This window comes from Xanthocytophaga flava (genome assembly GCF_030068545.1).
GTDB classification, from domain to species: domain Bacteria; phylum Bacteroidota; class Bacteroidia; order Cytophagales; family 172606-1; genus Xanthocytophaga; species Xanthocytophaga flava.
The window spans coordinates 464,374-485,065 of the sequence record NZ_JASJOR010000003.1; the positions used below are offsets into that span (position 1 = coordinate 464,374).

General features: G+C 38.9%; 18 protein-coding genes. 13 read left to right on the plus strand and 5 right to left on the minus strand.

Features of this window, described 5'->3' with window-relative positions; genetic code table 11:
* Positions 1 to 9 precede the first annotated feature (9 nt).
* Entirely contained in the window at positions 10 to 867 is an 858-nt protein-coding gene (locus QNI15_RS07140) for a winged helix-turn-helix domain-containing protein (protein ID WP_314031160.1), read from the minus strand.
* A gap of 205 nt (positions 868 to 1,072) precedes the next feature.
* Here QNI15_RS07140 and QNI15_RS07145 point away from each other — a divergent pair, with 205 nt between their 5' ends.
* From QNI15_RS07145 to QNI15_RS07155, 3 genes are all read left to right on the plus strand, one after another.
* Entirely contained in the window at positions 1,073 to 1,645 is a 573-nt protein-coding gene (locus QNI15_RS07145) for a hypothetical protein (protein WP_314031161.1), read from the plus strand.
* A gap of 98 nt (positions 1,646 to 1,743) precedes the next feature.
* Positions 1,744 to 2,286, plus strand: a complete 543-nt coding sequence (locus QNI15_RS07150) for a hypothetical protein (RefSeq protein WP_314031162.1) — start codon at positions 1,744 to 1,746, stop codon at positions 2,284 to 2,286.
* Positions 2,287 to 2,297: 11 nt separating this feature from the next.
* Positions 2,298 to 3,254, plus strand: a complete 957-nt coding sequence (locus QNI15_RS07155; protein ID WP_314031163.1) for a ligand-binding sensor domain-containing protein — start codon at positions 2,298 to 2,300, stop codon at positions 3,252 to 3,254.
* 1,002 nt (positions 3,255 to 4,256) lie between these two features.
* On the opposite strand, the gene QNI15_RS07160 is transcribed toward QNI15_RS07155, so the two are convergent.
* Together QNI15_RS07160 and QNI15_RS07165 are read right to left on the minus strand one after the other, a co-directional pair.
* Positions 4,257 to 5,252, minus strand: a complete 996-nt coding sequence (locus QNI15_RS07160) for an endo alpha-1,4 polygalactosaminidase (RefSeq protein WP_314031164.1) — start codon at positions 5,250 to 5,252, stop codon at positions 4,257 to 4,259.
* Positions 5,253 to 5,602: 350 nt separating this feature from the next.
* Complete coding sequence (locus QNI15_RS07165) at positions 5,603 to 8,062, minus strand: T9SS type A sorting domain-containing protein (RefSeq protein ID WP_314031165.1); 2,460 nt, start codon at positions 8,060 to 8,062, stop codon at positions 5,603 to 5,605.
* A 650-nt stretch (positions 8,063 to 8,712) separates the two neighbouring features.
* Between QNI15_RS07165 and QNI15_RS07170 the strand changes: the two genes are divergently transcribed.
* From QNI15_RS07170 to QNI15_RS07190, 5 genes are all read left to right on the plus strand, one after another.
* Complete coding sequence (locus QNI15_RS07170; protein WP_313998618.1) at positions 8,713 to 9,429, plus strand: hypothetical protein; 717 nt, start codon at positions 8,713 to 8,715, stop codon at positions 9,427 to 9,429.
* Positions 9,430 to 10,207: 778 nt separating this feature from the next.
* A complete protein-coding gene (locus QNI15_RS07175; protein ID WP_314031166.1) occupies positions 10,208 to 11,011 on the plus strand; it encodes an AraC family transcriptional regulator in 804 nt (267 codons plus the stop codon).
* 70 nt (positions 11,012 to 11,081) lie between these two features.
* Positions 11,082 to 11,972, plus strand: a complete 891-nt coding sequence (locus tag QNI15_RS07180; RefSeq protein WP_314031167.1) for an SDR family NAD(P)-dependent oxidoreductase — start codon at positions 11,082 to 11,084, stop codon at positions 11,970 to 11,972.
* A gap of 286 nt (positions 11,973 to 12,258) precedes the next feature.
* Complete coding sequence (locus QNI15_RS07185) at positions 12,259 to 13,347, plus strand: glycoside hydrolase family 5 protein (protein ID WP_314031168.1); 1,089 nt, start codon at positions 12,259 to 12,261, stop codon at positions 13,345 to 13,347.
* A 273-nt stretch (positions 13,348 to 13,620) separates the two neighbouring features.
* Complete coding sequence (locus QNI15_RS07190; protein ID WP_314031169.1) at positions 13,621 to 14,277, plus strand: hypothetical protein; 657 nt, start codon at positions 13,621 to 13,623, stop codon at positions 14,275 to 14,277.
* Positions 14,278 to 14,470: 193 nt separating this feature from the next.
* On the opposite strand, the gene QNI15_RS07195 is transcribed toward QNI15_RS07190, so the two are convergent.
* Positions 14,471 to 14,887, minus strand: a complete 417-nt coding sequence (locus QNI15_RS07195) for a hypothetical protein (RefSeq protein ID WP_314031170.1) — start codon at positions 14,885 to 14,887, stop codon at positions 14,471 to 14,473.
* A gap of 157 nt (positions 14,888 to 15,044) precedes the next feature.
* Here QNI15_RS07195 and QNI15_RS07200 point away from each other — a divergent pair, with 157 nt between their 5' ends.
* Positions 15,045 to 15,503, plus strand: a complete 459-nt coding sequence (locus QNI15_RS07200) for an SAM-dependent methyltransferase (protein ID WP_314031171.1) — start codon at positions 15,045 to 15,047, stop codon at positions 15,501 to 15,503.
* 474 nt (positions 15,504 to 15,977) lie between these two features.
* Here the strand turns inward: QNI15_RS07200 and QNI15_RS07205 are convergent, their stop codons facing one another.
* Complete coding sequence (locus QNI15_RS07205; RefSeq protein WP_314031172.1) at positions 15,978 to 16,856, minus strand: hypothetical protein; 879 nt, start codon at positions 16,854 to 16,856, stop codon at positions 15,978 to 15,980.
* Between the two features lie 620 nt (positions 16,857 to 17,476).
* On the opposite strand from QNI15_RS07205, the gene QNI15_RS07210 reads away from it, so the two are divergent.
* The 4 genes from QNI15_RS07210 to QNI15_RS07225 all read left to right on the plus strand — a co-directional run bounded on the left by QNI15_RS07210 (position 17,477) and on the right by QNI15_RS07225 (position 20,319).
* Positions 17,477 to 17,836 (plus strand): hypothetical protein, encoded by a 360-nt coding sequence (locus QNI15_RS07210; RefSeq protein ID WP_314031173.1) that lies wholly within the window; start codon positions 17,477 to 17,479, stop codon positions 17,834 to 17,836.
* A gap of 192 nt (positions 17,837 to 18,028) precedes the next feature.
* Entirely contained in the window at positions 18,029 to 18,337 is a 309-nt protein-coding gene (locus tag QNI15_RS07215) for a hypothetical protein (RefSeq protein ID WP_314031174.1), read from the plus strand.
* A gap of 17 nt (positions 18,338 to 18,354) precedes the next feature.
* The gene (locus QNI15_RS07220; protein ID WP_313989286.1) at positions 18,355 to 18,813 is read left to right on the plus strand and encodes a hypothetical protein; all 459 of its coding nucleotides are present in this window, start codon (positions 18,355 to 18,357) and stop codon (positions 18,811 to 18,813) included.
* 528 nt (positions 18,814 to 19,341) lie between these two features.
* Positions 19,342 to 20,319 carry an aldo/keto reductase gene (locus tag QNI15_RS07225; protein WP_314031175.1) on the plus strand — a complete coding sequence of 326 codons (978 nt, stop codon included), beginning with the start codon at positions 19,342 to 19,344 and terminating at the stop codon, positions 20,317 to 20,319.
* Positions 20,320 to 20,692 lie beyond the last annotated feature (373 nt).

Below are 20,692 nucleotides of genomic sequence, written 5' to 3' on the forward strand. Positions count from 1 at the left end.
GCCTCCTTCTCAAGAGCTGATTTCAAGCTTATAGCCTTTGCCACGTATGACAACAATCTTGATGTTCGGATCAAATTCCAGTTTTTTCCTGAGTTTTGAAATGAACATATCCAGACTACGGCCTACAATAACCCCTTCATCTTCCCATATCTCTTTTTGTAGCCGGCTTCGCTCGATAGCCTCGTTAGGAGACAACGCGAAAATGCGTAGTACACGGGTTTCAGTTCTAGTCAGATCTATAGTCTTTCCATTGGTCAGAAGCTTACCAGTCTCTGTGTCGAACGACATTGACCCTAACGTGACTATAGCGGGACTGTCAGGTAAGGCCTTCGGTGGCTTAACAGATCTTAAAAAAATAAATCCAGCAAATGCTAGAACGGTCAGGCTGCCCAGAAAATATCCATTCGATGAGGTAATTATTCCGGTTGGTTTGAATTTAATGTTAATCTTATAACACGCCAGGGGTTGGTGTCTTCCGATACAGGCTACAATGTCATCTTTCTTATTTTTTGATATCACATATCCGTAGACTATGGTGGCATCGGAACAGTTAAGTACATTGACAACATACTCACTTGCAAGCGGATCTTTAGCCAGCAAACGCTGGGTAGTATTTACCAGGGAGCCGGGTTGGAAAGCAAACGCATGTTCAAAGCTTATCTGGTATTCATTACCGGCAATCTTTTTTACCGGTAATACCCGTGAGGTACTGTCGCCCGACTGAAGGAGCAGTTCGTGTCCGATCAGGCGAAGCAGAATTTCCCTTCGGGCAGAGTCAAAGTCATCATTGCCGGTCATACGGAAAGCCACGCAGATTACCGAAATGAACAACAGAATCAGTACTCCACCGATGTGCGTACGTTTCATGTGCAGGAAATTTCTTTTAACAAGCATACTGTCACGAGAAAATTTACAAAGTTTACAGTATTATTTACAATCCAAATTTCTCAAGCCGAAGAATCTCAAAGTAGATTTGCTGCATCAATTTAGAAAGGAACCTATCCTGATTTTGCCCAACCCCGCACGGTAAATCAGGATCGCTTCATCACCATTTAAAAGCAAAAATACATATATGAAAGTTAAAAGAAACGTTTTGTTCTGCCTGATTAGTCTGTTAGCAGGAGTAATTTTTTTTGCTGTTCAGGCACAGCAAAAAAATGACACGCATCGCGCTAACTTTTCTGGCGAATGGAAATCCAAAGAATCAATAAGTATGGGCGGAAATATTGTTTGTTGTTATGACTCGGGTGATCGTATGCTTGCTACAACAATGAAAATAACAGAGCATGCAGATTTTTTAACCATAGCTGTATCAAGCTCGTTTCCGGGTACAACGCCAGTTACAAGTCAGGAGAAACTGACCTTCGACGGTAAAGAAAACCAAATTAATCATGGCCCGGAAAGAGGAAAGAAGTTTACCGTAAAGTTCTCAGCTGATGGACAAACAATGACGGTTAACTCAACTGTACACCTGGGGGTTGCCTCTGCTTCCAATACCAGTGTGCCCGAACAAATGATTGTTTATGTAACGGAGGTTTGGAACTTGAGCAATGATGGCAAGTCTATCACTGTGCAGGCCAGTGCAAAATCAGACTTATATGGCAAAGGGCGTTCCTGGAAGACCGTATTCCATAAGGCCAATTAGTATTCAATAATGTATTTATACAAGTCCTACTCCGAAATACCTTGAACGGATCTGATTTGTTAGAAGATTGATCTGTGTTAAGTAAAACTACGAAAAATATGAAAAAAATTATCTATGTTCTGATCATACCGCTGGTTGTGGCAAGCGGACTTATATTTGCCTATCGCGAAATCAAAAAGGAAACTTCTGAAAAATCAACCCCAAAGCCACTCTCTGCTGCGGAAAGAGAAGCTGCATTGAAAAAATGGGAGGCTACCCCTGATGGCATACAGTACAAAAAATGGGAAACGTCTGTTGAAGGTAAAAAAGTGCTTGCCGGGGCTGCTAAACTAAGGAAGTCTATACGAGATTCTCTCCCTATGGAGGCGGTTGTAACCTCTCTTGCTCTTCCACCAGGCTCACGATTGGGTTTTGGAGTGATGGTCAGGATTAATGGTGACGATTACATTCTTAGTTTTGGGCTACAACAGTCTACTGAATTTCAGCCATTGCATAGCCTGAAAGTTAACGACAAACTACTAATAAGAAGCCGTTTTGTATCGTACGCACCCAAGTATTCCTATCCGATCGTAGCGGGCGACTATGTGGAACGAGACAGTAAAATACTGTATAAGCGTGCCCCTCGCAAAGGCGGCTGCTGAGCAAATACACGATGAAATACATACATATATTCGCTTTGCTCTTTGGCTTTCGCAGTTGCTGCAACGGACAAGTCAACACAAATGCATCCAAACCCATTCCTAATGTAATCCGAAACTTTAAACCGGCTTCTTTAGCTCCTGATTTTGACACAACCTTAGTTAGTCAGTATATCAGAAGTATTTTTCAGGACTCAAAAGGAAATATATGGTTTGGGACAATAGGCGACGGAGTTGTGAGATACGATGTAAAGACGTTGACTTACTTTTCTACCCCCGATGGTTTTATTAACCAAACGGTGTATGCCATCAATGAAGATAAGGATGGAAATATGTGGTTTGGGACAGACCAGGGAGTTTATAAATATGACGGCAAAACCTTCAAAAACTATAGTCAAAAAGATGGACTAACCCATGTAGATATAACCCGAAAAGGTATTCTTTTTGACAAATCGGGTAATAGTTGGGTGGGTACGCATGGAGGGGTTTACCGATATGACCACGTAGCAGATAGGAAAGGCCAAAAAAGTTTTTCATTATTCAAAAAACTGGGTGCGGTGAATATTGCGGGCATCATGGAAGACAAAGAGGGTACTATCTGGTTTGCTTCTTCAAATACAGGTGTTTTTCGATATAAGCCTTCAGAGGGAGAAAAAAGTCTTGTTCATCTCAAAGAAATCGAAAATTTAGGCGAAAACTACGCAGGCGGCATCGCACAGGATAAAGCAGGCAATATGTGGTTTACAATGAAAAATGGTATTTGTAAATATGATGGCAAAACGTTTACATCCTATACTTCAAAAGATGGCTTGGGAGGTACCGAATTTTGGGGAATACTCATTGAAGAATCTGGTATTATTTGGGTTACAGCCCGAGGTAGCACCACCAGATTCGACCCAACGATTCCCTTACCAAATCCCAACGCATTTAAGGTTTTTACACCTGCCGATGGCCTGAATTGCTGTGTATAAAGTATGTTTCAGGATAAAGAGGGGAATATGTGGTGGGGCACTGGTCAAGGACTCTATCGGTTTGATGGTACTCGTTTCTATCAAGTCAAGAAGACTGGCCCGTGGTGATAGTAAATAGTCCCCGCTTTTTGGCGCAAGCATTCGCTCAATGCTGTCAACGTAAGGAAGTTTATTTCTTTTTTTCATATTTCTTTTTTGTCCTTCTGAAAGAATCTTGTGACAAATAGAACTACGTTCGGTTTATGAAAGAAAAAATATATTCCAAATCTAAAGGTCGCCGGTCTTGCCACGATATCCTTTCAGGAGGACAAAAAAGGTGTAAGGTCAAAAAAGAGAGGTTTTCCCTAAAGTCTTCAAAATTGAAAAAGTTATGGGACAGGATAAGGTAGACGCTTGTGCCTACAGTGTGCGGGCAGTGACTTGATTAGTCTTCGTCGGGTAGTCAGAGACTACCTGCATGCAAAGTCGTATCTGTCCGCCACGACAGAGTCAGAAGACTACACCTAACGACGGTTTATACAGCCTAAATCAAGGCAAACATATACCGGATGTGGGGAGCAAAGTGTATTTCTACCACCTTTCTCGTTATCCTCGATGTTCAGAGGGAGGGACTTATCAATGTTGACTAAAAAGGGTGGTAGCCAAGAGGGCCAGAACCGTTGTTGCTGGTCCTCTTGGCAAGGTATAAAACCGGCCAAAATCATTCATTTACAAATCCACTAATCAATAATCAAAATCCTCGGGATACGTTTCACCTTCAATGAATGTAACACCCATTGGAATAATCGTCTGGATTGGGTTTTCTTCCGGAGTCGGACCGAACTAAATGACGATCAGCTTCGATCCCATCCGGCTTTTATCTATGGGTTTAAAACACGTAAGCCACACTTTGTAAATGGCAGGCGGAAGCCAGACATTGAGCTCTTCTTCACTGGTAGGAGTAAACAAAGTTTTTCATGTAGGATAAGTTATAGACAAAACTAAAGAGGGTGGTTTAGCATCTTATTTGTTTTCAAAATAGTCAAAGGCATCTATGATATCGAGATACAAACCATCAAATCCGGCATCCGTTATCTTTTTTACATAGGACTGATCATTTCCATAGATAATGTTTTGCCACTCTTTGTTCCAGTAGTACACTTTATAATTACCTTGCCACTCCGGATTTTCTTTTTCGAGCCAGGCTGGTTTGTTGCTTTTCCAGGTATCATTCCAGTAGTAGCGATAATCTTCTGCTTCCCCAATACTCATATAGCAGATAACAAGTCGCTTTCCTCCATTCGCTTTTGTCTTTAAAGATTGAATTTCAGTATTCGAAAAGGCAATATCATTGAAGAATAAATCCATAATAATGGCATCATAATTAGTGGCTTTCACTGCATCCAGAAAGGCAGCTTTAGAGGTATAGGACGCCGTATTTAATACATACAGGAAATTTTGGGCTGCTGATAAATTGGTAATATTCTGATTGTTTTCGGCATAGGGTTTTACAGGATAGGCTGGAATATGATCCAGTTCCCGGTGATCTGCCGCAAATGAAATAAATCCCTTCGCTTTATTTTTAGTATAGGAATCATCCATGTAGGACTGATTTGAACAGTAGTCTGTAACGAGTACCTTTACCTGATGATCTTTGGCTATGTTCAAAAAAGGAAGCATTTCATTCTGATCTGAAGCTTTGGTGGGTGTATTGTCATTATCATACCCATAAAAAAGGTCTTCCCGGCCTATGCCATCGATGGCTGTGATGTATGAAGTAGCTAAAGGGCCCTGTGGCTCACCATTTTGGGTCAGTATCTGATGACCATTTTGAGGGATAATAAGCATGCCTGCTTTTATGCTTTTGCTATAAGTACTTATACCTTGTACAAAGTTTCGCATCTCCTGTTTAAAATCAATGCCTGATAGGTCAGCATTGGAGTCACTGAAGTCGTCTTTTTTGCAGGAAGTGCTTATAAGTAGAGATATTAGTAGAAAATAAAGGAAAGTATATTTCATAGAAGAAAGGATATGCATGCGTTTACGAAAAAGAATCCTGCTTTGTTTCTGCTTTTTGCCTAGGGGTACATGGCGCGTGGGAATCATTCTGTCATCTCAAACAGTTATGTATATTCTGCATAAAGGTTAGTATCAGAGGATACTTGTGTTAGAAGCAGACAGGCAAAGAAACAAACTAAGCCATTGATTCTGTTTATTTTCCGGGATTGGTCAATAGCAAAAAGGAAGTTATCTTCTGAATAGTATAAAAAAGCTTACTGGCATACAGAGTGATTTAGTAGCAGTGATACATAAAAAGGAAGACAATACTGTATAGTTTTGTCTTCCTGAATGATCAAAAGTAATATGTTTTAGTTCAGAATCACTCGTTTGGTAACGGTGCCTTGTGAGGTAAGGACTTTTAATACATACAATCCAGATGGAATATTCCCTGTTTGGACTTGATAGTAATCTAAATCTTTATGCAGACTTACAGGAACTGCGTTTCCTGAGATGTCATATAATGTCGCTTCTGCCATCTGCCAACCTTGCGGTAAGGTGATGTTAAATTGTCCTGTTGCCGGATTAGGATACAAATGAACCAAACTGTTGCCTGATTCTTCCACTCCCAATGGTTTCTCCCCTTTTAGCTTTATTACTCTTGAATCTTTATAACTTACAAACAAACTATTTCCAGTAGAAAAAATTCTTCGCGTATTGCTAAATCCTTCAGGTACACTAACAATAAAAGTTTTGTCTGGATTACCATTATTTTGTAAACAAAGGATGGATTGCTGGAATGCTGGAAAGTTACCCGTTAAAAGCAATCTTCCATCTTCCTGGCGTATAATATCATCCACATAACCACCTTCTCCAAGTTCCACTCCAAAAGTATTATCAATTGTTCCATTGGCTTGTAAACGAAGAAGGCCATATTGGACTGTACTGCCTGGTATAAGTAGACTTCCTGCAAGTATAATATGTCCATCTTTTTGTATTCCTAGTGTGTGAACACCTGGTTTTGATTCATATGGTGTAAAGCTCATATCAACCGAGCCATCGGCATTAAGACGACTAACATATCCTGGCGTTGAAAAACTACCTGAGCCAGAAACAGTTGTTGCAAACTGTAGAAGAAGTATCTTTCCATCTTCTTGCAATACTATTCTTTCTACTGCTTTTTTTACTGTAGAGCCTCCTTTGAATGCAGGGTCTAGTGTACCATCTGGAAGCAGACGAAGCAGAAACTTGGTAGAATCCCAGCCATTGGATCGGCTTGATATCAAAATTTTGCCATCTGGCTGGATTGCAATATCACTTAAATTATACCTGGAATCACTCAACTGAAAGGTCGCATCTGTACTTCCATCTGGGTTAAGGCGAATGAGTGAGGTGGTGTTTTCTCCATTAAAAGTGCTAAAGTAACCGCCTACCCATATTTTGTCATCAGACTGGACTACAATTTTACTAATGCGTTCTTCATTACTACTGCTGGTTCCATCTAATTCTTTTCTGGCTTTAAAATTGATGTCTACCTGACCATCTGGTAGTAAACGGGTGAGAGCGAATTGTGCTTTGTTGTTAGCCGTTGCAAAGCTACCGCCAACCAGTACTTTGCCATCTGATTGTTGGTTAATCGTTTCTATTAATCCATCTCTCTCTGTTTTAAAAGGAAAAGAGGAGTCTATTTTTCCATCTGTACCTTTAAGTCGGACAAGTCCCGTTTGAATAGTCCCGTTATAAGAAAGAGATGTTCCTCCTGTCAGAATATCCCCATTGCTTTGCTGTACTACTATAGGAATAGCATACTGTGAACCACTGCTAACTTCAAAGGATTTATCCAGCTTTCCATCAGGCATAAAGCGTACAATTTGTCCACTTCCATATCCTACAGAGTTAGAAATAGGGCGCCAGATGGAGGCTATGATTCTATTATCAGATTGGATAGCAATGGCAGAAACATTGAATGATGTATTATTTTCATTTTCTGCCTTGAATGTATAATCTATTGAGCCATCTGCTTCTAGTCGGATGAGACTCCCATAGTATCCGAACAGCATTTTTCCATCATTTTGTAAGGCAATAGTGGCTACCTGGTCACCTATGGCGTCATTTGTCTTAAAAGTAGCATCCACACTGCCATCTTTATTAAGTCTAATCAGGTGAATTCTGGATACGTTCTCAGAATCAGGATAATCTATATCTCCAACAATAATTATTTTTTCATCTGCTTGAATATAAATTTCATTGATATAAATGAAGTTTATATTCGCTATAGTAAATGAGGGATCAATTTTACCATCGGGAAGGAAACGATTAAGTTTTGCACGATAACTACTTTTATAATAGGTATGCGTACCTACCAGCATTTTATTATCTTTTTGAATTGCAAAAGATTTTCCTGTGATAAAGTTACATGGAATGGTTGTTTTGTAGGTCGAGTTTAAAGAGCCATCCGAATTTAAGATATGAAATTGAAGGAGCGGCTGACTGGGTTCATCCCGTAATATATCTGTCAAAACAATTTTTCCATCCTGACGCAATTGCATGGATTGATATCCTTCAATTTCTTTTGCAAGTTGGAACGTATTGTCGATGCTTCCATTTGCATCTAATCGTATAAGCTCTTTAACAGGTATATCATTAAGATAAGTGAAGAAGCCTGAGATCAGAATTTTCTGGTCAGGCTGCAGCATGATAGACCTGACACTAGTAGTATATTCCTTTGTGAGAAGAGGTGTAAATGTGCTGTCAGGTGTATATGTCTGCGCAGATACCGTACTATAACTTAACCAGATAAGAATTACAAAAATTTGTAGGAGTTGTTTCATGTATGATTGATTATAAATAAATGCTAAGCCTGGCTTTACTAGTTTTCTTTTATTAATACTGTACTATATTCATACTATCTCATAGATACTTAAATCTTATATGAAGTAACTAACAAAATGATATTATTCCTGCAAATGTATACTAACTACAGGATCTTATTAAAAAGTATTTTCTGATACTTTCTAAAGATCTCATACAGAAGTATTGTTGCTATAGAAGTTGTCTATTATATTTTTTTAATGACACCACCAACAGATTTTGGAGCAAAAATGAGCCTATGTGAAGTTTGCTTTCATTCCGCAAAGCTATCAACTCGACTGCTCTTCTAGAATAGGGTATGGCTTGAACGCATACAGCCATGAATGCATCGAGGTGCGTTTTCCTCAGTTCACCCTGTAGAAGACCTATTCGGACAAAATGCTTTTCATTATCATCGTGATGGGGTTGTTTATGTTTTCTGCAACGAGTGCGAAAATAATGGGTGTAATCGGAGTGTCTCATGTGTTAATCAGGAAAGATTACCACGAGTGTAGACTGGAAATTTCCACCAAAAAAGACAGGTGTCATTTGGTAATAAATCAGGATAGTTACCTTCAAAACATGTTCAGTATATACAAATGCTTTCAATCATTTAATTGTATATCATCCTATGCGAATTTTTATTCTACTTGGTTTCCTGTTTTGTTCATCACTGGTTTTTGGTCAAAATTTGATTTTATATGGAAAAGTTGGTGGATATGATTCAGGACAAGGTAACAAAGTCTATTATGCCAGTAAGGGTAAAGCGTTTAATGAAAAAGAGTTTATTGTTTTTAATTCCACTCGTTCGTATTCTCTGAAGTTACCTATAAAGAAACTAGAGCAGGAAAAGATTCAAACACTTGTATTCTCTCTTGATCCTAAAGTTGATGCAAGTAAAAGAGGTGCCTGTATATATGAAGTTCATGTAGGTGAAATCATAAAATCAGAAGTATTTAAATCCAGGAAATCCATTGAAGTAAAATCCGATCTGTTAATAGAGCATAACTGTATAAGTTCAATAGCAGAGCATGACACAAAATTTGAAGGAGGTGGAGAATTTGTAGGTTCTTACCAGATGATCATCGGTGATACCACAGAGTCTATTGAGCTAAAAAGTAATTATGAATATAGGTCTTCTTTAGATAAAAAGCCCAAAGATCAGCTCACTATAGAATCAGGTACCTGGTCTTATGATTCAAATACATTGAGGTTTACGGTTTATGTAAGAGCAAATGAGCTTTTTGGAATCTCTGTACTCACAGAGAAAACATATGAGTTCAACGTGAAAAAGGATGGAGAAAAACTGAGTTTTGAATCAGCTATGGGAAAGTTGAAAAAACTTTAATTAGTGGACAAAAAAGTATAGTAAAGAAAGGCCATGAAAACATGCGTTTTCATGGCCTTTTTGCGTCTTGTAACTAGTGACCTGAAAAGACCGTTTTGGGGTCACTACTTTTATATGTATATAAGCTTACATTGGTACACTATATCTTGAAATCCTTAAAACGCATTTACAAAGAGTGTAATGAGTATCTGTCAGGTCTAATCCCTCTTTACTTTACAATAAGCAAGGGATTATATTTAGGCTAACTAATAACTACGGCTTGGATCGGATGCTTACGACTTATCTGTGTTTTATAGTCAATATCAGATATACCGCACTAAGTGCATTACTAAATAAAGTCATTATCACTATCGCTTTAAATGCCATTTTTAATCGACTTTGTTCAGTTATATTTTTAGATTGGACACTGTATAACACAAACATTAAGGTATAGAGTAGATTTAGGAAAAGAAGATAAATGACTAAAAACGGAAACATGAAAAAGTTCACGCTGGCACTGTTCAAAAGACGCATGATTACCAGGCAAACCAAGCCACTACTAATAGAATAGATATTGAAGAACTTACGTTGTTTCTCCCACCAACGTAAAGCATCTTTATTGTAGAGATCACTAATCATTATTTTAATTTTAAGCTTTGTTACTCATCATGGATGTTCTTTCCAAAAGGCTATAAAGGAACATTTTTTGTTGGGTGTAATCACATATATTGCTGCAATACCCGGAACTAGTAAAGGTATTTCAGGTGTATACATGTTAACAACTAGTAAAACAGTGAAAATGATAAACCATATTTCAATACAGCCAGAAAATATATTTTTGCGAAAGTTTGTTACAGAATTTGTGATTCTCGAAACAGAAAACGGACAAACACTACATAAAGAATTTGTTCCTAAAAATGGAATGGTTTGGGCTCTTACCAATTTGCCTGTTACTATTCACAACTCACAATTCCGCAATTTTCTGATTGGCATTCAAACGGAACCTCTACCCATGAAATGGGAGAAAGGTAAAGGAGTTTTTGTCAGGTTTTCTCCCTATGGAATGAGTCGATTTACCACTATTCAAATGGATAAATTCGCAAATACCATTATTGAAAGTGATTCTGTATGGGGTAACAAAGCAAACGAATTGAACCACTGTTTACTATCTCATACGAATTTAAAAGAAAACATATCCCTTATTGAAGATTTTTTAATAGCACGTGTCAGAAAGCCTTCAGACATAGAGCAGGCTATTTTTGATATGGTTGACGCATGGGATTTAAATGATGATTTATCGATCACTGAATTGAAACAAACCATTCCATTAAGTAATCGACAATTAGAACGTAAATTCAAACAACTGATAGGCGTCAATATTCAATCATACAGAAGAATTAGCCGTTTCCAAAAAGCATTTAAGCAGATGCAATTTGAATATAACACCCTAACTGACGTGGGTTACAATTCGGGCTATTTTGACCAGTCTCATTTTTCAAGAGATTTTAAATTCTTCACGAACTATAGACCAAACCATTTTTTTGAAAAAGCCGATTTTTACCGCCAACTAAATAAACTAATCCGCACCAGTTCAGCCGTTTAGCAAGATGTCGCTAGTGTACAATTTTTTCAGTCAGGCAATAGTCAACTTTGCAGTGAAAAACTATATTTATATGGCTGAAAAGATAATTGTAATGACAGGCGGCACTTCGGGATTTGGTGCTATTACCTCCAAAAAACTCCTGCAAGAACCGGGAACTCGCTTAATTTTAGGCACTAGAAATAAGCGCATTGCAGGTGCAGAACACTTGCCTTTAAACTTAAAAAGCGTACGATCAGTCAAGGAATTTTCCTCTGCTGTAATTTCAACGATTGAAAACAAAAAAATTGACGTACTGATTTGCAATGCAGGAATAAGCATTCCAACTGTGGACACTAAAACGGAAGATGGGTTTGAAACCACATTTGCAGTCAATCATTTAGCCCATTTTTTGTTGATTGACTTACTGAAACTAAATCTTGCAGATAATGCTAAAATTATTTTAACGACAAGTGGTACACACAATCCTGACGAAGGCTCTCGTGTCGCTCCACCAAAACACGCAAACATCTATTGGTTAGCATACCCCGAAAAAGATGAAACGCTTGATGAAAAGGATAAAATTAATGCCGAAAGGGCTTATGCTTCTTCTAAATTATGCAATCTGCTAACTGCAAGGTATATCAATACGCTTACAGGAAATTGGGAAGGAATTGCTTATGACCCGGGACCGACTCCAGGAACAGGACTGACGCAAAATCTTGGTATCTTCCGTCGCATTCTTTGGAAACTATTTTCGATTTCATTTTTAAGAAAACGGGTGTTTCCAAAATCGAATAGTATTGAGGATGCCGGCAAAGCACTGGCTGACATTGCACTTGGTAAAATAAGTATACCTGCGGGGAAAGAATATGCTGCATTGAGAGCAGGAAAAATGACCTTTCCTTTGCCTTCCGAACTTGCTCAAAAAGATGAAGTAATGGAGAAAGTATGGAATGATAGTAAAGAGATTTTAAATCTTTGAAAGAAGAAAATACCAGTCTTTACCATTGTATAAGCGTAATGCGGGCTGAATAGCTAAATTGAGTATGTTGGCATTTAGCAAAGTTTACTGTGGGCGGTTAATGAATCGCTCCGAAATCCGCACTGCGCTTATACTTGACCGTTAGGGGCAACCAAGAGAAATATTTATTACCACTGGTTTATTACCTCTTGTCGTGTGACGGATTACTTTTGTGTGAAAAAGGTTATTGACTCAATAGACCTGATTGAGCTAAATTGGTGACTCCAAACTTTTCTAAAGTAAGAGTATGAAAGTATGCATCCTTTTCGTGTTTTGGTTGTCAGTGCTAGGCATCGGCTTGCTGGCTGGAGCTTGTAAGCGACAGGACTCTGTCTCACAAACGCCTGATACAACCGCTGCCCAACGACCAGGCTTCTACATACAGGGGCGGTTCCTGTATGATCACTGTGGCAACCAGGTCCTGTTGCGGGGAGTCAACAAGATGAACGTATGGACCGACCGAACAGGGAGCTCCTTCGCCCAGATTGCCCAAACCGGTGCCAATTGTGTTCGGATTGTCTGGCTTGCCCACGAGGAAAACGGGCAACCTACGTCAGCGGCTGAACTGGACAATCTGATTACGCTTTGTGTTGCCCGGCAAATGATTCCGATGGTCGAAGTGCACGATGCCACAGGTGAGTGGAGCAAGCTGGGACAAATGGTTGCATTCTGGAAACGAGCGGATATTGTACAGCTTATTAAAAAACATGAGCAGTATCTGTTGGTCAATATTGCCAACGAGTGTGGGGATGACCAGGTGACCGATGCGCAGTTTATACAAGGCTACACAGATGCTGTGCAACAACTCCGGCAGGCGGGTATTCACACGCCGTTGGTGATCGATGGCTCGGATTGGGGAAAAAATCTTGAACAGCTGGTGCGTGTTGGAGGTGATTTGATACAGGCCGATCCGGCTAAAAACCTGCTGTTTTCGGTACATACTTACTGGCCCATGGCTTTGGGGGCTAATGCACAATTTATCAGACAGCAATTTGAAGCTGCTGTCAATGCCAGCCTGCCATTTATCGTGGGTGAGTTTGCCGCTTATGGAGCTTACGCAGGGGATGAGAGTATTTGCGGACCCAATGGAAAGGTAGATTACCAGACCATTATCAGCGAAGCTCAACGGCTAGGTATCGGGTGGCTGGCTTGGGAATGGGGACCGGGCAATGCGGGCGGAGGCGATCCGCTGTGTTCAGTGATGGACATGAGCACAGACGGCCAGTTCACTAATTTGACGGGTTGGGGCAAAGAAACAGCCCTTACCCATACAAATAGCATTCAGAAAACGTCCATCCGAGCCCCATTTCTAGTGAATAATTCACAATGTCCTTAACACGATATCCTTAAAACTGCCGTTGTCCAACAAAACAGGTTGCATTTCAATCATCTAAGTAATGATCGCTTATACTGATAACCTTTTGTTAAAAATACCTCATTTGAGGTATTGACTCTTAAGGAATCTACTCATTGTTTGCTTCCAGATATAATCAATGGAATAGTTATCCAACCTGCGCATTCTTTTTGGTATATTTGTTACGAAAGGATGCAAAACATGCGTCCATTTACGAGTTAATGGTCAGGCTATAGCGACACAAACCGACAAACAATGAAGAGAATAGTAGTAGCAATATTGACAATCTTACTCTTGACAAACTACACTAATTGGCAGTCAAGTTCTGTTGCCAAAAACGATAGATCAGAACTTGTTCTTGGACCAGACAAAGAATTACGTGAAGAGTATGAAAAACAACAAAAATTGAATAAATCAAAATGTTCTTTTGTTGACCCAGACACTTCTGTGGCTGGTATTAAAATAGGAGATGTAAAAAGTACTTTAGCTATTTTAGGAAAGCAAACTAAATTAGAAGGCGACTCAACTCATGTATTTTATTCGAATGACAAAAAACAAAAACTTGGACTGACAGTGCATCCAGGAGACTATTACAGCCAGGTGAGTATTTTCAAAATAGCTTATTCGGACAACTCTACACAGAACTTCCGACAAATAAATTCAAAGGAATTTAATACTGAAAAAGGAATTAAACTTGGAATAAGCAAAAAGGAAATCATTAAAAAACTCGGAACTTGTTATATCGCCAAAGACAGCACAAAAACCAGTATTGAACTTAACTACAGAATTGAGCTTCCAAATGACAGCAAAACAAAACTATTGACGAGCAACAATATGCCAACTTATTATGCAATTTACAGACTGAAAAATGATAAACTCGATTATATTGAATTTGGCTTTGAATATCCATAGACAAAAAGAAGCCCGAACTGCTAGCAGCCGTTTTGCAAAAGTGAACTAGTCACGACTTAATCGGACAGCTAGTGAAAAATTAGTAATCCCTTCACATAAAACCACTTTATTTTACGATACTGGACAAGTCCTATTTTTCTTTCACTTTTCTAAAGTGTGTTTTTCTTGGATTAAACGTAGAAAAGTAGTTTTATTAGTCAGCTTTTTTTAACGCTGTCAAAGGAAGGATTTCAGTTTGTATTTCTCCATCCAGGGTTAACCATTTGCAGATGACATGTGGAATACTAGTCGGGTAAAGACCTGTAACTTTCATAACTGGTTTGTCTGAATTCACCTGATGTTTACATAGTACTCTATCCTGTATGTTCATATCGCTTATGTTCATATCACTTTCTTTTCTTTCCACATCCTTTGATGAAGAAGGGAATCTGATTTCTTCCGGCTGAAAGATTTCTATTTCCATAAAATACTTTTTGTCAAAATAGGCACAATGGAAAATCTCCTGATTGAACACCTTATCAGACGTTATATGAATGATGGTCATTTGAGCACCAGACAGAATATTTTCAACAATATCACCTACTTGCAGTCGCGTATTGGCATCTTTCATTCGTTAAATAGAGAAGAATATGTTTACAAAGCATAGCCCAATAACGAAGTAAAAATAAATCCTATCAATACGTACTAGTACTCAATAATGATCGTATTAGTACGCATTAACAGGATTTTCAGCTTAGAGTAACTCCCTATGACAAAACAAAAATCAAATGGAAATAAAAATACATTCAGTAGCCATTGTAAAAAACACACGAAAAACCCCAACAGATGATTACTGGGAAGGGGTTGTTTCTGAAATTGAATTGGCAGATCATATTCCTACCGAAGCCTTTAATCAGATTTCGGATTTCTCTCATCTGGAAATAATTTACTACTTCAATCAGGTTGAAGATAGAGATATTGTTTTTTCAGGTCGACCAAGAGGTAATCCCGCTTATCCTTTGGTGGGCATTTATGGCCAACGAAAAAAAGACAGGCCCAACGCCATTGGCCTGGCCACAGTCGAACTTCTGGAACATAAGGGTAGAACCTTAAAAGTCAAGTACTTAGATGCAATCGATGGGACGCCTGTATTAGATATAAAACCAGTATTCAAAGAATTTGAGCCAAAGGGGAGCTTAAAACAACCTTCCTGGGTAGAGGATCTAATGAAAAATTATTGGGAATAACTGTTTTGCCAAATGAAAATTTAGCGAATCCATAAAAGCAAAAGTAAACAGTATTCCGATTCTCAAAGCGATCTGGAACTGTCTTTAGAGATGTGTATCTAAAGAATATATGGATGAGCGCAAAACCCAAGCCTATTCCTTTTATAAGTGTGGGCTTGGGTTTATTTTTGAGAAATTTCTTTAATTATGTTTGTTTCTTGCTCCAAACATCTCTCTACTTGCGGCTCCTTCATTTTTTGCTTGCCCAAAAAATGAAGCAAAAAAGGGCACCTTTTCCCGATCCTTCGGCCCGCATGGCCAAGGGCCAACCTCGCGGGAAAAGGATTGCCTACGCACCTACACTTCCGCACACGATTGAAGGCATGTTTGCTCTTTTTGTAGCATATTTTATTACTTTTTCAAGGACACCTTTTTACTTAAATTCAGGATTACTCATGTTGGAATCAGTGCTCTGGTATCAACGCTTAAACACTGCTACTGATAGAAATAGGTAATCCCGTAAGGACCCGCATTATAGATTGGATTGGTACAGGTAGCCACCAGACTTGCCGCATACCCGTAACCGCTGTCATAGGAGTAACTGATTGTTGCACTATAGGGTGTTCCTTGCTGGATGGTATAGCTAGTCACGTTGTTCTTGTACGAAAGCCACAGACCAGGCGTACCTTCTAAACGTCCCACCATGGTCACCATGAACCAAAACGCAAGGTTACCTCTGGCAGAAATCCAAGGGCTTATTTTGCCATCATGCCCGGTGGCTTGAATATTGAAGTTTGCCGAGCCGTTTTCTCCTGTCCGGTAAAGAGTATTCAGGTTGCCATCTGCCAGATAGGTAAAAGCGTAATTGCTATGGGCTCCCGGATATGCAATATGAAAATAAGTAAGCTGATTGGATGTATTGTAGGTAAGAGTTTGGCCAAGGTAAAAGCTACCATTGATCAGACAGCTAGCTCCGGTAATCAGGCCATCTGAGTTGGTAGTTACATCGATAACTCTGCCATCTGCAGTAGAGGTAACTTTGGTCAGATGATGACTGGCATCATAGCTGAAGTACCAACGAGTGGTAACTAATTGTCCGTCTGAGTAATTTTTACGAGTAACATCTGCCATACTGGGAAAGGTACTGCCACCCCGGTAATAAAACTGTATAAATTCATTAGCCGATAGAGAAATCCTGGAGATATAGGCAGACTGAATCTGGATGGGTGGTATAGTAAGGTCAAGCTTAGCTGATTTGTCGGTAACACTGGGCTGCGGCACTATGTCGTTTTCTCGCTGGCAGGAGCTGAAAAACAAAACAAGGGCTGTTAAAACAGAAAAAAAGAAGATAGTTTTGATTTGAAACGTTTTCATAAAATTTAGATTTGAGAAGTGAAAAAGCGAACGGTTTACAACTCCTCATGCTTGTCAGAGGGTCTGTTACCCCAGATCCTGGTAGAAGGTTTTGTGGTAACACAACAAAGATAGCCCAACGGCTGGGTGGCATTCAAGACATGAACATGTGTATTTGACTGTCCGAAAACAGTGTGGCTAGAAGCTAGTATCACCGGAAAACAAAAAAATACCTACCGGGTGGGTTTGCAAGCGCATGGATGTATTGATTCAGACTAGTTTGTTTCTCAAAGCTTTGTCAACGGCCTCGGAGCGGGAATGCACCGTAAGCATCCGACTCATACCGTCTTTCATTAGAGAAAGCTAATTTATACGTTTGTTTTATCATCCTGCAAACCTGGTAACCAAGCAATAGGAGAGAATACGTGACGGAGTGGATGCTTACACTTGTTTGAGGAACGCCAGAGAGGATATGGATATGATAGATACACAAGTACAATCATCTGAAATGTAAACATTCTTAATGAGTGATTTAGAAGTTTAAATCAGTAATTAGCAGGCTCATAGAAAATGAATATTTCCATATCCAATACTAAAAATCTCAACTAAACCTTATGTTCCACCTGCTAAAGAATAAATAGATGAGCTTTATCACGAATATTATTTTACTTTTTCCTGACATAGAAGATGAACTAGAAAGAATGAAAGAAGTGAATTCTTTTACATATAGAGGCATACTCTTAAATTTAATATCAATCAATGAGCCAAATCCAGAGGAATTTGTTACCTGGTATGGAGGAAGGAAAAAACTATCAGGTAATATGTTTATAGGCGCTTACAATTATTTCGATGAAGAAGGCTTCAGACTACATTTGTTTTCGAATGTTAACTGGGAATCGCCTGAATATGTTCAACTTATAATTAAAAGTGAGGCAGAATGGACATACAAAGTATATACTGATGCAGGAAAAACGCTGGTTTATGATTCAATTCTACAATAAAAAAAGTTTGTTGTCAAACTATTCCACTCAGAACTAGTGTAAAAGTCAAGCTCAGTGTCTGACTTTTGCTTTTTAGGGATACAGAAAACCATTTCAGATAGATTACAATTGAGTATATAGTAAACATTTGGCTAGGAATGTGTTTGCCAGTTAGCCTAAATAGAATACTTTGCCTACTTATTTATATAAGGTATGTCAGTTTATCATGATGCCGCCATAATTACACTGGAACACTTTTCCGCTGATGAGTTAGTGATTGTGCTCTTAACACCCTTAAAAACCAAAATTAAGCTTTCCTTTACAGGAACATATGATTGGGGGTTTACACCCTTTAGTACACAAAATGAATTGTTTGATCTTCATGTATATGATAAAAGGGTGGCTGTTCCTCAAACCGTGGCAGATGATAATGATATTCCCGAGTCTTATTTAAAGGCAATAGAGAAGTATAATTATGAAACCCTTCAAGGAAAATTTGTCATTGCGGGACGGATGAAATAATTTAGAATATAAATAGTATGCCTCAATACATAGATTCCTATTATTTAGTTGATAGCAGACAATCAAAGCTGATCTATGATTTTTTTGAACGATTTTCTTTTGTAAAAAGCGAGATGTCCGATGAGTATCCTATTCCTCAATATTCGGATGATCCGGAAAAAGTATTTTATTTGGATTCAGAATTACTTTTGTATTTGGAAAATAATGATGCCTCTGATTATATTATTTATTGGGGAAATTTGGACGAAACATCAGAAATTAAGCAGTTTACGCTACAGTATACAAACGATGGAAAGATGATTTTTGGGGTATCAATTTTTGGAAATGAACCTGGCTCAGTTGAAAGTATCCTCTTGTTTAAAAAGGTCAAAAACTATCTAAATTCTCAAACGGCTTGTATTACTGTTGAAGAGCCACCTCCAATAAGCACACTAGAGTTTATTAATTTTTGTAAGAAAAGATACATTCCAGGATAGGAGAAATATAATTACTAATGTTTCCATGCCTGACTATACCATTCTTCATCTCCAAACGGATTGCGCCACTTGATGTTATGCTTACTTATATAAGAAGGCAGGTGCCCTGCTAGATGGGATTCACCCTGCTCATAGCCAGCAAATTAAACGAACTTGTTTAACGAATGTCCTTCCAGTACAGCTCTAATGTAAGCATGCAATGAACAGCCTTGCTTATATTGTCCGCTCTTCGAATGCTAATTCCATCCTAATGAGGATTGAAACATCCTATCTATCCGCTATGCCCCATATAGGTAATCTACCTACTGCAAAATACGCCTAAATCCGGGTGAATCTGTCTGATAGTGGCAGACCTTTGTAGAGTTAGTAATGGTCGCACTACACCCAATTGGCATGACAAAATAAGCAGAGAAGCCCATCCACATATACAATCTGACTACAACAAATACCAATTGAGATACATTTCATTGGACTGCAATTCAGAATTTTGTACTTGAAAGTTATTCAGTTTTAAAAACAATAAAAAATATGCAAAAAAGAAAATTAGGAAATAGCGGATTAGAAGTTTCCGCATTGGGCTTTGGCTGTATGGGTTTAAACTTTTTGGACGGCAAAGGAATAGAGGAAAAAGAAGCCATAGCATTACTCCGCAATGCAGTTGAAAGAGGCATCACATTTTTCGATACCGCAGAAGCCTACGGACCTTACACCAATGAAGAAATTGTTGGCGAAGCACTTCAACCGTTGCGTGAAGAGGTAGTCATCGCAACAAAATTTGGTTGTAAAAATGCCAGCCCGGCTGTAGGTCTGGACAGCAGACCCGAAACAATCAGAGCAGTAGCCGAAGCCTCTTTAAAAAGATTAAGAACAGACTGCATTGATTTGTTTTATCAGCATAGGGTTGATCCCAATGTTCCGATAGAAGATGTTGCAGGAACAGTAAAAGATCTGATCCAAGAGGGCAAAGTAAAATATTTCGGTTTATCGGAGGCCGGTGTGAAAACCATTCGCAAAGCACATTCCATTCAGCCTGTATCGGCATTGCAAAGCGAATATTCTTTATTTTGGCGTGAACCCGAAGCAGAAATTATACCTACATTGGAAGAGTTGGGAATTGGCTTTGTGCCGTTCAGTCCTCTGGGCAAAGGTTTCCTCACGGGTATCATCAACGGAAAATTGGAGGCTGTAGACCGAAGAAATATACTTCCTCGTTTCAGTGAAGAAAACATCAAAGCCAATATGGTTTTAGTGGATGCACTTTCTGAAATTGCCAAACAAAAAAACATCACACTGGGACAATTGTCACTGGCCTGGCTCCTGGCTCAAAAATCTTTCATTTCGCCAATACCAGGGACTACAAAATTGCATCGTTTAGAAGAAAACATTGGCAGTACAAATGTTGTGTTCACAGCGTATGAGCTTGCAAAAATCGACACCACGGTAAACGGAATTACACTTGTGGGCGACCGCTATCCCGAGTTTTTGGCAAAACAAATAGACAAATAAAAGCTTGCAGTAATGCAAAATCTTAAAGGAAAATAATAGTTGTTACAGGTGCAAGCAGTGGAAAGCTCCTCATCGTGTTCCATAACTTTTCTGAAAATGAGTCCAGTAAATAAAGGAAAAGCAACCTTTCCTGTCCTCCTGTAAGGATCTCGTGACAAATAGAGTTGCGTTTGGTTTATGAAATATTCGTCCCCAGGTTGATGTTATCACCAACCTGAACTAAGGGAAAGTGGTTGTTGGTGATAACACCATAGCCGTCAGGCTAAGGGAAAAGAATTTGTTTAGGAGACAACCGAAAACCATTACAGTCAACACGTCTACGTTCTTTTTTGGCTAAATGAAATAACTGCTCAAAGACATGAGTAAACCAGTC